This window comes from Streptosporangium sp. NPDC049644 (assembly GCF_040675205.1).
Classification (GTDB): Bacteria; Actinomycetota; Actinomycetes; order Streptosporangiales; family Streptosporangiaceae; genus Streptosporangium; species Streptosporangium fukuiense.
This window is the reverse complement of sequence record NZ_JBFAOJ010000155.1, coordinates 1-12,443: the sequence shown is the minus strand read 5'-3', so window position 1 is coordinate 12,443 and position 12,443 is coordinate 1. Positions and strand designations below refer to the sequence as shown.

General features: G+C 67.1%; 12 protein-coding genes and 2 pseudogenes. 5 read left to right on the top strand and 9 right to left on the bottom strand.

From position 1 onward, the window contains the following. Positions 1 to 214: 214 nt before the first annotated feature. Positions 215 to 1,099, bottom strand: a complete 885-nt coding sequence (locus AB0J58_RS42200; RefSeq protein WP_364226895.1) for a hypothetical protein — start codon at positions 1,097 to 1,099, stop codon at positions 215 to 217. Further along, positions 1,096 to 1,674 carry a sigma-70 family RNA polymerase sigma factor gene (locus AB0J58_RS42195; protein ID WP_364226893.1) on the bottom strand — a complete coding sequence of 193 codons (579 nt, stop codon included), beginning with the start codon at positions 1,672 to 1,674 and terminating at the stop codon, positions 1,096 to 1,098. Before AB0J58_RS42195 ends, AB0J58_RS42200 begins: the two co-directional genes overlap by 4 nt. 935 nt (positions 1,675 to 2,609) lie before the next feature. On the opposite strand from AB0J58_RS42195, the gene AB0J58_RS42190 reads away from it, so the two are divergent. The 3 genes from AB0J58_RS42190 (at position 2,610) to AB0J58_RS42180 (ending at position 4,287) form a co-directional block, all read left to right on the top strand. Then, positions 2,610 to 2,798, top strand: a complete 189-nt coding sequence (locus AB0J58_RS42190) for a hypothetical protein (RefSeq protein ID WP_364226890.1) — start codon at positions 2,610 to 2,612, stop codon at positions 2,796 to 2,798. Between the two features lie 186 nt (positions 2,799 to 2,984). Continuing rightward, the gene (locus AB0J58_RS42185; RefSeq protein WP_364226887.1) at positions 2,985 to 3,311 is read left to right on the top strand and encodes a hypothetical protein; all 327 of its coding nucleotides are present in this window, start codon (positions 2,985 to 2,987) and stop codon (positions 3,309 to 3,311) included. Positions 3,312 to 3,723: 412 nt separating this feature from the next. Then, a complete protein-coding gene (locus AB0J58_RS42180) occupies positions 3,724 to 4,287 on the top strand; it encodes a dihydrofolate reductase family protein (protein ID WP_364226898.1) in 564 nt (187 codons plus the stop codon). A 245-nt stretch (positions 4,288 to 4,532) separates the two neighbouring features. Here the strand turns inward: AB0J58_RS42180 and AB0J58_RS42175 are convergent, their stop codons facing one another. Then, complete coding sequence (locus tag AB0J58_RS42175) at positions 4,533 to 5,609, bottom strand: RNA polymerase subunit sigma-70 (RefSeq protein ID WP_364226885.1); 1,077 nt, start codon at positions 5,607 to 5,609, stop codon at positions 4,533 to 4,535. Between the two features lie 110 nt (positions 5,610 to 5,719). Beyond that, on the bottom strand, positions 5,720 to 5,908 hold the full coding sequence (locus AB0J58_RS42170) for a hypothetical protein (RefSeq protein ID WP_364226883.1): 189 nt from the start codon (positions 5,906 to 5,908) through the stop codon (positions 5,720 to 5,722). A 308-nt stretch (positions 5,909 to 6,216) separates the two neighbouring features. Here AB0J58_RS42170 and AB0J58_RS42165 point away from each other — a divergent pair, with 308 nt between their 5' ends. Then, complete coding sequence (locus tag AB0J58_RS42165; protein ID WP_364226880.1) at positions 6,217 to 6,873, top strand: class I SAM-dependent methyltransferase; 657 nt, start codon at positions 6,217 to 6,219, stop codon at positions 6,871 to 6,873. Positions 6,874 to 7,958: 1,085 nt separating this feature from the next. Next, on the top strand, positions 7,959 to 8,951 hold the full coding sequence (locus AB0J58_RS42160) for a hypothetical protein (RefSeq protein ID WP_364226878.1): 993 nt from the start codon (positions 7,959 to 7,961) through the stop codon (positions 8,949 to 8,951). A 399-nt stretch (positions 8,952 to 9,350) separates the two neighbouring features. Here AB0J58_RS42160 and AB0J58_RS42155 read toward each other — a convergent pair whose 3' ends face one another. The 5 genes and pseudogenes from AB0J58_RS42155 to AB0J58_RS42135 all read right to left on the bottom strand — a co-directional run. Beyond that, complete coding sequence (locus tag AB0J58_RS42155; RefSeq protein WP_364226876.1) at positions 9,351 to 9,959, bottom strand: hypothetical protein; 609 nt, start codon at positions 9,957 to 9,959, stop codon at positions 9,351 to 9,353. Between the two features lie 104 nt (positions 9,960 to 10,063). Then, positions 10,064 to 10,210: pseudogene (locus tag AB0J58_RS42150) on the bottom strand (transposase); the annotation flags it as partial. Positions 10,211 to 10,325: 115 nt separating this feature from the next. Continuing rightward, positions 10,326 to 11,120, bottom strand: coding sequence for a MerR family transcriptional regulator (locus AB0J58_RS42145; RefSeq protein ID WP_364226874.1), 795 nt, complete (start codon positions 11,118 to 11,120; stop codon positions 10,326 to 10,328). A 10-nt stretch (positions 11,121 to 11,130) separates the two neighbouring features. Next, positions 11,131 to 12,015: a DUF2268 domain-containing putative Zn-dependent protease gene (locus AB0J58_RS42140; RefSeq protein WP_364226872.1), complete on the bottom strand. Its 885-nt coding sequence runs from the start codon at positions 12,013 to 12,015 to the stop codon at positions 11,131 to 11,133. Between the two features lie 34 nt (positions 12,016 to 12,049). After that, positions 12,050 to 12,443 (bottom strand): annotated as a pseudogene (locus tag AB0J58_RS42135) (hypothetical protein); the annotation flags it as partial.

The window sequence follows — 12,443 nt, the reverse complement described above, 5'->3', positions numbered from 1 at the left end:
GATCGATCTGGCAAACGGGAGAAGATGCAGTTCGCAGGCAGCAAGCGTGCACAGCGAGGAGGAGTCGGCGCCCTCAACTCAAGAACTGTTGCTTAACCAAGCAACAGCTGGACAACCATTAGCAGTCCGGGGACGACCTCGCCGCGCCGTGTCCGTCCCCCCAGTATTCGGCGGCGCCGGACCGTGAGGCCCGGCGCCGCCGCAGGTGGCCAGATCAGTCGCGCGCGGAGCCGCCCGTGGCCGATGTGTTCAGCTGCGCGCTCGTCCGGCCGGTGAGCTCCTCGAGGGGGACGCTGTGCCGCGACCCGTCCTGAAGGATTGCCGTGACGCTCTTGACGCCGCCACGAGGTGAGGCGTTCTCGCGCTCCTCCGTCGTCGGCGCGTCCGGCCACCAGGCCGCGAAGTAGCCGCCGGTGACGGTCGCGGTAACGCTGCCTTTCGCCTCCGTGGAGAGCTCCAGACCCACCACGCCGGCACCGACCCTGCCGGTCACGATACGCACGCTCTCCTCACTCGTGCTCGTGCCCGCGCCGAGGGCGGCCCGCGCCGACCCCGCGGGAACCGGCGGAAGCGGTTGCGCGTCGGGCCCCGGCGTCCTGCCCTGCGAGCCGACGAGGTCGCCATCGCGGAGCAGGCAGGTGATCTCGGCCAGATGGCTGCTGTCGTCGTTGACATAGACGAGCGTCCATGGCCCCCGGCCCTCGGTCACCACGGGCCGGAAGCCGAGCTCACGCCCGGTTGTGCGCGTGGCGGCGTTCCGGGCGCTGTCGAGGCACTTCTCCTGGGCGTCGGCGGCCCGGCCACCGCTCACCGTGTGCGGCGTCGCGGTCCACGCTGCCATCGCCGAGCCACCGCCGAACACGCCGGGCAGCAGCAGCGCTGCCGCGATGCCGACAGCCACCCCTGCGCCGGCAGCGGTGAGACGCCCGGCGGTGAGCAGGCGAGGGCTGCTGGTCGTCGGGGCGGGCGCCTCCATCGGGTCGGTGGCCACCACCCGGGCCAGCAGGACCCGAGCCTTGGGGTCGGTGCTAGTGTCCAGGTCGGCGGGAGTGACGGCCGGGTCGAGGTCGCGCAGGGCGTGGTCGAGGGTGTCGTTCATCGCATGCTCCGGGAGTTCACGGTGGCGGTTGCCACGGGCTGGGTTGTAGTGGCGGGGACCGCGTCGGCGTGGTGGCGCAGGGCACGCCGGGCCCGGGTGAGCCGAAGCCGGAACGCGACGGGGGAAATGCCGAGCACCCGCGCGGCCTGTGGGGCTGTGAGGTCGTCCCACACGGCCAAGGCGAGCGTCTCCTGGTGGCGCGGGCTGAGCCGCCGCCACGCCCGGACGAGGTCGAGCCGGCGTGCCACCAAGTCGGGGTCCAGCCCGGCCGCCGCGGCGCCGGTCAGCTGGCTGTCGGCGATGCGAACGGTAAGTGCCTGCCGCCGCTGGTCGGCCCGCAGCCTGTTGCGCAGAGCGCGGTGCGCCACGCCGAACAGCCAGGCCCGAGCCTCGTCCGCCACCGGCGGCACGTCGTCCAGGCGCCGCCAGGCGACGAGGAACACATCAGCGACCACGTCCTCGGCATGGGAGGGATGGACACGACGCTCGACGAACCGCAGCAACGCGGCATACGTCTGCTCGTAGAGGCGGGCGAAGCGCTGGGTGCGCGGCGGCCCGGTATCGGTGACGTTCATGCCTAGGTCATGTCCGGCAAGCCCACAGCTGTGTCGCGAACCGTCACGACGAGGCGTCGACCGGCCTTTGGGATTGGCATGCTCACAGAAGCTCAGCTCCCAGAACCACTCCGCCTCCCACTGAACACCCGGCCCACTGCCCAGTTGTTACGGGGCATGACGAGCATCCGAACGAAAAGTCCCGTTAGCAGAGCAAAGTTGAGCGGCTTGCCGTGACTTTCCTTTATACGGCCAGCAGGGACGCCGCGCCCGCCACGCCAATGACCAGGGGTCTCGGTAGTAATGGCGGAAAATTCAGCCGGAGGTCCGCCCTCCAGGCCCGCGCCGGGCCGCACAACACCCGAAACCGCAAGGCAGCGCCCAAAGCGCTGGAGGCGCCGACGACGTCGGTGATTCCAAACCGTCCAGGAGTACCGGCATAGGAACGTACGGCGGCAGTGCACAGCAGTGTCGTTGCTCAGTAACTCTCCGGTCTCCAGCGGACCTGCCCGGCCGCAGGACGGGCACGTCCACTCCGGTGGCATCCGGTGGCCATCCGGAGGTTGTTCCCGCGACACGGTGAAGTAGGATCCGGTCCGCGTCGGCGCCTCGAACTGGTCGGCGGTGTATCCGCAGCGTGCGCACCGCACGTGTTCCGGGTCGCCCGCCAGATCTCGGTTGAACAGGATGTTCACCAGCGTCCAGCGCATCGGTGTCTCACACCGTGTGGTCTTTGTCGAGCACGTCACGGCACCGCGCGCAGTTACCGAATTGTCCTTCAGGGATCAAGGCGTCGAGTGACCATCCGGCGCTGGTGCCTTGCCGGATGGTCGCGGGCTGGGCTACGGCTTTTGGGCCGGTCCCGGCCCGCACCATCCCAGGGAGGCCGGATCGGTTCAGGCCGACCGGTTATTGCTTGTCGCGGTGCTGATCGAGCAGGTGGGTGAGCAGGCTCAGTGGCGGCGCCACTGAGCAGGGCGGTGGGCCAGGTGGCGCCGGCGGCCAGGGTGAGCGCGCAGGCGATGGTCGTCACCGGCGTGGTGGTGGTCAAGGTGAGAAGTACGGGTACGGAGAACATCGGGGTCGCTCCTGAGGTGGCGTCGCCGGGGACCCGGCGGTCTGGGCATCGGCCCAGAACGCGATGAGCTCGGTCTCGGTGAGCTCATCGCTGGGGCGGTTGGGCGGCGTACGCCCGGTGATCAGGGCCCAGACCGTCACCAGCAGGGTCAGCAACTGGTCGTCGTCGTGAGCCCACGGTGAGGGCGGGTGGCCCGGCCGGGGGACTCCGGAAACTATCTGCGGTAGCGCGGGAGGCGGGTCGGATGGCCTCGGTGCGGACACTTCCGGAGACCGGCCCGGTGTTTCTCACCGATCGCAAGGCGCGCCCCTCGGTGGCGCTGGTCGACGTCGACCCCCGCACCAGCCGCGCCCGGCTGTCGTACCGACGGGCAGCGGAGGTGTTCGACACATCACCGACCTACCGGGCGGGTCGTAACTCCGGCCTGACGCACGCCGCCTCCACACCGATGCTGGTGGCGCTGTTCGGGCACATCTCGGTGCGATCACTGACCAAGTACGCCCGGGTGTCGGCCGAGGCGCTCGGCCGGTGGCAGGCCGAACGCGACCCCGCCGGGCGCAGAGTTGGAGGCCGGCGATGACCGGGCCGGGCCGCGCGGTCGCCCAGTAGCGGCCCCACGCAAGGTGCTGGACCCCACTGGCCCTTCAGCAGCAGGCGCTGAAAACAACGCTTAGCTGCGTCGGCGCCGCTAGAGAGGTAGGTACTCGCGGATCTTGCGGCGCACGTGCGGCCGCTGGTCGCCGAGCGAGATGCCCAGCGTCGGGAACCGCTTGGCGATCTCCAGCGCGGTGAGAGGGGCCGGCGCTGTAGCTGTGTGACCAGGCGTTCGCGAGGGTGAAATCGAGATCCGGTCGGTGGTGCTCGAGCCCGCCGAGTACGCCGTGCTGAGTCCGGAACGCGAGGACTACCTGCGGACGCAGATCGCGCACCGATTAGGTTTCCGCGCCGCGCCCGTCTGTATGTGTGAGATCGACTCACGGAAGGCTGACACGATGCGGAAACTGATCTTCGGCATGAACCTGAGCCTGGACGGCTACATCGCCGCGCCCGGCGACGACCTCGGCTGGAGCGTACCGAGCGACGAGCTGTTCCAGTGGTGGTCCGACCGGGTGGGGGCGACCGGCCTGGCGCTGTACGGGCGCAAACTGTGGGAGACGATGAGCTCCCACTGGCCGACCGCCGACCAGCAGCCTGGCGCCACCCCGGCGGAGATCGAGTACGCCCGCCGCTGGCGGGACATGCCGAAGGTGGTGTTCTCCTCGACGATCGACAAGGTCGACTGGAACACCCGCCTGGTCACCGGCGACGCGGTCACCGAGATCACCCGGCTCAAGGCCGAGGACGGCGACCCGATGGACATCAGCGGCGCCACACTCGCCGCAGCGGCCATGCGGGCCGGGCTGATCGACGAGTACGTGCTGGTCACCGTGCCGGCCTTGGTGGGCGGCGGCACGCCGTTCTTCACCGCGCTGGACAGCTGGGTGAACCTGAACCTGGTGGAGACGCGGACGTTTCCCGGCGGCGTGGTGCTGACCCGATACGAGACGAGGCGATGAGCACGGGCCAGATGCTCGGCTCGTGAGGCCAGGTCGAAATCCTTCCTGGCGTGCTCACCGTGACCCTCGGCGATGAGGGGATCCTTCCCCGGGCCCTTCCTCGCGTTCCAAGTGAGCAGTGGAGATGAGGGCGACGGCGTCGTTGATCGTGACGATGATCTTCGGGCATGAAGATGCCCCGCCGGCGTTGCCGGCGGGGCGGTGATGTCCGCGTTGCCGCGGGGGTGTTCAGCTGGTCGGGGTGCTCATTCGGCGGTGACTTCGGTGACGGCGGCCCGTGCGCTGGACTCGTCGACGATGGGGCCTTTGTCTGATGACAGTGTCGGGGGCAGGCCCAGCCATGGTTTGTCGGCGGCGTCGAATCCGGTGAGCTCGGCGATCTTCCCGTCGACGATGTGCAGGACCGCGATGGTGAACAAACCGTATTCCGGGTCGTCGGGGGTGCGGAGGTACAGCGCGGCGGCAGGCATGCGGTTGACCGTCGTGGCGGTGCAGCGCCAGTCCTCGTAGCCGCGCTGGAAGAGCCCATTGGAGGCCCAGCCGTCCACCGCCTCCTTGGCCGTGACGGTCACGGTGCCCGGGTCGGGCAGCATCGCGAAGCGCAGGTCGTCGCGCAGCAGGGCCATCAGCCCGTCGAGGTCGTTGCGCTCATGGGCGTCCATGTACGACTTCACCACGTCGCGCTCGTCATCCGACAGCTCGTGCGTGGCAGGGCTCCGCCAGTCGAGGCGGCGGTCGGGCAACTGCTCGCGCATCGTCACACGCGCCCGCTGCAGTGCGCTGGTCACCGATGCGACGGTCAGCTCGAGGGCGTTGGCGGCCTTCGACGCCGGCCAGCCGAGGACGTCGCGCAAGATGAACACCGCCCGCTGCCGCGGCGGCAGGTGCTGGACGGCGACGATGAACGCCAGCTCGATCGTCTCCCGCGCCACCACCGATTCCTGCGGGTCCTCCGGGAGCATCCGGTCCGGGTAGGGCTGCAGGTAGCGCACTTCCGAGTCCGCGCCCGGCAGCTCGGCAGGCACCGGTATGCGGTCGTTGCGCTTGTCCAGGAAGTCGAGGCAGGCGTTCGTCGCGATCCGGTACAGCCAGGTCCGCAGCGCAGCGTGGCCCTTGAACGACTCCCGCTTGTTCCACGCCCGCAGGAACGTCTCCTGCGTCATGTCCTGGGCATCGTCGTAGTTCGCGAGCATCCGGTAGCAGTGCACCTGCAGCTCACGCCGGTAGCGCTCCGTGATGAGCGCGAACTGTGCTGCGTCATTTGAGCGGGCCGCCGCGATGAACGCGGCCTCGTCGTCGCCTAGCAGTCTGGCCTCGGTCATGGTCGTCAATCCTTCCGTAGGTGGCGAGGGGCTACCAGAACTGACGACGTGGCGGAGGATTTCTGAGCGGTGAAGCCGCTGACACCGGGCCGTTCGTCAGGCCGGACGGGTCAGGTCGATCCAGGGGACGTGCCCAGGTCGGGCACACCCTCGAGGTCGAGGTGGGGTCCCCGTAGTACCGGGGAAAAGATCGGGCGGATATGGCTGGTCTGGCTGATCGCCCAGTGCAGCGGCCGATCCCGGCCGGCCCGCGACAGCGACCCGAACCGGCCGTAGCCCTCCAGCCCCTGGCTGATCACAGCGACATGATCGCAGAGCTGCCTGAATAGCCCACAACGAGGGCCCTTACCGCCGGATCTCGCGGACTTGTTCCTCACGGGCCGAGAAGGCGCTGGAGCGTGCCGCGGAGATCCTCGGGGTCGAGCCGGGGGCGATGGCGCTGCCACCGCAGGTGCCCCACCGGCGTAAGTGCCCACCGGCCACAGTTCAGGGCTGGCGAGGTCGCTGTGCGTCGTGTGGATCCACTCCACCTAAGTCGCGCATCACAGCTGTTGCGCGCAGAGATGATTGTTCAGTGGGCCGCGCGGACTTGATGTTTGAATGAATCATGACCGCGAGATATGACGGCCAAGCCGAGTGGTACGACGACTACATCGGGCCCGGTGCCACCGCCAACATCGCTGACATAGCCGATCTTCTAGGCCCCGGTGAAGGCCTGTGTCTGGACGTCGGCTGCGGCACCGGCCTCTACCTCGATGCCATCCGATCCACTGGTCGAACCGTCGTCGGCCTCGACCGCTCAGCCGACCAGTTGCGCCTCGCCCGCCGCAGGGACGGTGCCCCGCTCCTCCAGGGCGACGCGACCACGCTCCCGTTTGCCGCGGACACCTTTGGCACCGTCACCGCGCTCTGGGTCTCCACCGATATCGGCGACTTCGCCGGGCTGATCAAGGAGGCGGCCCGAGTGCTGCTTCCAGGCGGGCTACTGCTGTTCTACGGTGTGCATCCCTGTTTCAACGGGCCGCACATCGAGCTCCGCATGGACGGAGCGGTGGTCATCCATCCCACCTACCGGCTCAAGGGCTGGCACAAGCGCTCGCCGTGGTGGCGCGAAGGCGGGGTTCGAGACCGGGTCGGCATGAGCCACGTGCCGCTGCCCGACCTGATCAACGCGTTCATCGACGCGGGGCTGAGCATCGATCGGCTCTCCGAGCCACGCGAGCACCCCGTCCCATCGGTGCTGGCGGTAAGGGCGTTCCACTGAAACTGACATGATCGCCCTCAGTGGGTGGCCGCCCCCCACCGGCTCACCCAGGCCAAGACACTCCGCCGCCCTCACGTCATCGCCGCGCGCAACAGCAGCCCCACCGGCTCACCCGCAAGTCGTGACCTGCGAAAACGCTCTCGTGAGACGCATCCGAACGGAAAGTCACGGTAAGCCGCTCAACTCTGCTCTGCTAACGGGACTTTTCGTTCCGATGCTCGTCATGCCCCTGTTCCAGTTCGCCAAACGTCATCGTTCGAACCCGGCGACCCCGCCCATAACCTTGATTATGTACAGCATTTACCCGGTGCGGGCCTATGGCCTGCACTTTTCCTGGGAAGCAACTTCCACTAGATGTAGCTTATCCAGTTTTCCGGTAGAAGTGATTGTGCTCTGGGGCTCCGCCTTCCGATCTTCAGTGTTACACCTCTCGCAGAGAGTAGCGAAAAACCGTATGAACTGGATTTGCGACTATCCACCAGAAGAGGTTGACTTTTCTCGGCCTCGAAAAACTATGCTCCGGAACGAAAAGCTTGCTTCGCTAAAAAAATGTGTAGCTTGATGATCGTCTCGCTCGGGCGTCGCAACACGGACGCACCGGCGAACGAAAGCAATTCATTGCGAAGTGCGCGCGTCGGCCTGGAAAGAGCCGGAAGCGGCCTCCAGGCGCGACGCGAACACCTTACCCAGGCGGAACGTCAGCTCCGCCAACCGAAAGGATAGCGACATGCGTTTGCTGAAGCTCGTCTCAGCGGGCCTTCTCGCTCGCCAATAACGACTGGTCGGCTTACAACAACGGTACCAGCGGTGCTTCTGTCGCGGTCTATGACTTTTCTGGACGAGTGGGGCATCTCTACACCCAGCCGCAGTATTATGCGTGGAGTTACCTGAACCCCGGCGGCCAGGATAATTCGTCGCACTGGCTCTAGCAGCCTCTAACGCCACCGAATAGCGAAACCAAAATCTAGCTTTCGGTGTGGGGCGGTCGGCGCCCGCCCCACACCGAAAATTTTTACGTTAAGATCTTCTCCCGGGCCGGTACGGGGCGAGAAATCAGACGATAACGACCAGTAAAGAGACTCTCCATGTTCGCATCGGGCCGCAACCGGCTTCGGGTATATACCGCTGCCGTCAGTGTGGCAGGCGGCCTGTCGCTGACAGCCTGCTCCCAGGGTGGTGCACCGCCAGAGGCCGCGCATTCATCACCGGCTTCTTCGAGCACTCAGGTGACAGACCCGCAAGCGACGTTCATGGCCGCCTATGGCAGCCATGCCGACCGAGTAACCCTTAGTAAAGCGATGCAGGTGAAGATCGCACGCTGCATGGCGCTGCACGGTTTCACCTATCGCACTTCGAAGCCCGGTGCAGCTGAGGAGGCCACAGGAACCGGAGGAGCAGTCTGGGGCGACCAGTTCCGGCTGGACCTCACCAACGACGACATCACCAAGAGCCGGCGCGAGGGGTATGGACTTTACCGCCGGACCGACGGGCGGGCCGAGCCGAAAGATCCGAACGCCACCTACGTGAACTCCCTGTCCCCCAGTCGGCGGAAAGCCTGGGACAAGGCCATGCTCGGTGACGGCGGCCGCGCCGAGGCGACGATTCCCGGCATAACGAGGGTGGCCATCCCCGCCGAAGGCTGTATCGGCGATGCGCACATGGAACTGTACGGTGATCTCCAGACGTACGTCCACGTCAGCGGAGTGATGAACGGGTTGGGCATCCCCTTGAAGGGCCGGTGGGGCAAGGATCCCCAAGTGCTCGCAGCCGCCGAGTCCTGGCGCCAATGCATGCACTCCAAAGGTTTCGCGTTCAAGGCGTGGAGCGACGCATGGGAAGCGTCCGCCGAACTCTACGAGGACAAGAACGTGTCACGTCAGCAGGCGCATCCCGAGGAGATCCGCATCGCGACGGCGGACGCCGAATGCAGTGTGCAGACCGGTAAGTCCCGGGTGGAACGTGCCCGTTTCGCTACCTACCAGCAGGAGGTGCTCAAAGAGTGGGCACCGCAGATCGGTCAGTACAAGCAGATCCGGGAAGCCGCACTGGTCAAAGCCCGAGCGGAGCTCTCCGGCTGAGAGTGTCATCGTTTTCGGGCCGGTCGTGAATCTGCGGGACCGGTGATCCTGTTCCTGGTCAGTCAGCGCTCCGCTAGCTGTACATAACCTCGACTATGTCCGGCATTCGCCCATCGCGGGCCTGTGACCTGGGCTTTTGTTAGGTTCTGGGAAGTTGGCTTCCCGTTACCTCCGAGAATGTCAGTTCTCAGAAATGGTCGGCTCCGCCCCCGGCCCGCAGTATGGCCGACGCTTGCCGCCGGTCAAGTCCGCTCCCCCGCTGACGCTTGACGCTCGGTCGACGGACTGTGGACCCGGCCGCGCGCCTGTCGAGGTCCTTCGGGGGCGAGCCGGGGACCGAGAGGGAAGGGGAAAACCGACCTCGCCGACCCGGGAACCCGGTGCGGTCGAGGCCAGGTTTCAACGCCAGCAAGACGAGCGATCCGACTTCGGATCTCGGCGGGGGCTTTGTTTCACGATGAGGAAACGGATGAGGACGACAGCAACGCCCATCGCGGCGGCCGCACAGACGATCACCCGAACCGAGGTCGCCGTCGAACGCCCGATCAGGAAGATTTCGGGTGGCATAAAGGTCATCTCGACGATCGCGCCGACTGGCACCGTCAATCCGGCAAGCAGGCCGATCACTCCATGGTCCTTGATGGTCGCGCCAACAGCGCCCAGAGGCGGCCCGAAGAGCAGGCTCGCGAGCAGCCAAGGGAGCATCCACCTCACCTGCCAGGCCAACGGCAGACCTCTCAGGGTGGACTCCGTGCAGTAATACACCGTCGTAGCCGCGGTCAATGCCAGAACACCGGCGGCCACCCCCCGGATGCGTGTACCTGCCAGCCATCCCGCCGCCACCGCCAGTGCGGCCCAGGACCAGCCGACGTCCAGCAGCAGCCTCGCCACTTCGGCGATCTTCATGACCCACACCCCGCCCAGGGATGCGTCCTTGACGAGGGAGGTGAGTGCACCGAATCCCGCACCAAGCGCGAGAGCACCGGCCGCACTGCAGATGATCTTCACTACGCGAGGATACGCAGCGAAGAGGCATTCCTTTCGGGTGCCACCCGGTCGGGTCGCCCCGGACAGTCGGCCGCGCACCGACCGGGCAAGCGACCGGTGTGGGCGCCGTGTTCGGCCAGCAACTCGACCAGGACCCGCCAACCTTCGGCGTCGTCGCTGATGCGTCGTTTGGCCAGCAGCTTGCCGCCTTCGTCAACCAGGGCGATGCCGTGGTGTTTCTCGCTCCAGTCGATTCCGCATGTCACCGTCACCGACGCCTCCTTGGCTCCCCGCTCGGGTCGGCGTCACCAGGGGCAAAGTAGCTCTGCGTGACGGCAGTGACGGTGTGTGCGTCGCAGAAATGGTCATTTCTGCGAACCACACGAGCTACATCCGGGTACGCGCGTACGTGTGCAGCGCGTCGCGGACGAACGTCGCCCCCGCCTCGTCGTCGTACATGGCGGCGAAGCGGGGGTCGTCGACGAACATGTCCCCAATGCCGTTCACCATCTCGATCGAGCGCTCCCGGTCGCCCTCGGCGGTGGGGGTGCCCGGGATCCGACTCAGCCACTGGACGTGCCGGGCAGCCAGCGACTGAGCGTGTTCCGATGTCGGCGAATCCCCGGCCTTCACTGCAGCAACCCATGCGGCGACGAGGTCGTCGGTGTCCTGCTTCCACGCCCGCTGCTGGTCGAGGCTCTTGCCATGCCACCAGTCGTTGCTCACTTGGAACGCGCGCTCGCCCCAACGTGAGATCACCTCGTCCTTGTAGAGGTCGTTGAACCCCGCCAACATGACATCCATCCGCGGTTCCACCCCCGCCTGCAGAGCCTCGAGCGTGTGACGCACAGACCGGACCTGCCGTTCGATGCGGTCCCGTTCCTCTTCCAACGCGGCGATGTGGGCGCGGAGCCCGTCGAGTTCCAACGCGGCGATGTGGGCGCGGAGCCCGTCGAGCGCGTCCACCTCCTCGGCCAGGACCTCGGCGATGGCCGGCAAGCCCATGCCGAGCCGGCGCATGAGCAGGATCCGCTGTAGCCGGGCGACCGCGGTGGGGTTGTAGTAGCGGTACCCGTTCGCGCCGACCCGGGACGGGACCAGGAGCCCGACGCGGTCGTAGTGCCGCAGGGTCCGGCTGGTGATGCCGGCCCTCGCCGCGAGTTCCTGGATCGTCCACTCCATTGTTCCAGTGTTACCCGCGGCGCAGCGTGGTTGCGATGATCTCCGAGGCGTCGGCGTGCAGGGCCTGCGCCGCGGTCTGCCCGGTCGCCGCCAGGTAGGTGTCGACCAGCCGGTTGCCCGCGGCGTACCCGGCGCCCATCGGCAGTCCCACCGGGGTGACACCGAGGTGCTCGGCGCCGGGGTCGCCATGCACCCAGGCAGTGAAGTTGTGCATGCCTGTCACGTCGAGCCCGGTGAGGACCTTGGCGAAGACCTCGTCGTCGTGCAGGTGCGGCACGCCGATGCGGGCGGGGCCGAGCTCGTCGCCATAGAGCTGACGGGCGAAGGCGTCGGCCAGGCCCTCGCCGACGATGTGCTCACCGACCGTGACGGTCATCGGGTCCCACACAACCCCGCCCGGGCTCCACCGCAGGTTGTGGTGCAGTTCGTGTACGGCGGTGGCCTCCAGCCGCTCCACGTTCTCGGGGAAGGGCCAGAACGTGATGGCGATGTTGCCCGAGATGCCGCCGAACCCGGTCAGTCCTTTGCAGGGACCCATGAAGTGTTCGTCACCCGGATCGCCGAGGACGAACAGCACGGTGATGTCCGGGGCCTCCAGCCCCGGCGTAGCCTCCAGCAGTACGGCGAGAGCGTCGTCGAGCGCGCGTTGCATCCGCTCCCAGGCCCCGGCCGCAGCCAGGGTTTCAAGCGCGTCGAGGCAACGCTCCTCGTCGCGGTCGATGGGGAACCCGGACGTTGCGAGGTGTACGGCAACCAGGTCGACCTCGCCGGGGTTGTAACGGTACATACCCTTGTTGGGCTCCAGCATCGAGTGCAGCAGGCCAACGCGGTCCGCGACCGGGGCCAGCAGAATCCGCCGCATGGCGGAGTAGGTGTCAAGAACAGTGATCGACATGGCCCCGATGCTAGAAGTTGACGCAGCGTCAAGGTCAAACCAGCGGCGCTCTTCGTCGAGATACAGCCGGGCATGCCGTCACCCAGGCCCGTCGCGACCGGCGGTTCGCCGCTGCGATGGACTCACGCAACTTGGTCAGCCGCTGTTCCAGCGTGCGCAGCTCCTCGGTCTTGCGGTCCGCGGTCAACAGCATCCACCGCTGCACCCCGCCGTCGCCAATGGACGTCCCGTAGCCGGTCTGGCCGGGGAACGCCCGCGCGGCGTCGGTGGTGATGTTGACGACGCACAGCGGGTCGTCACCGCGGCGCAGGCGGGCCACCTCGGCGGTCAGCAGCGCTGGGGCGATGGCGTTGACCCGGTAGTGCCGTTCCAGCGAGCCCCGGGTCAAGGTGTCGATGGTGTCCGGCGATTCGCAGTGCGCGGCGTTG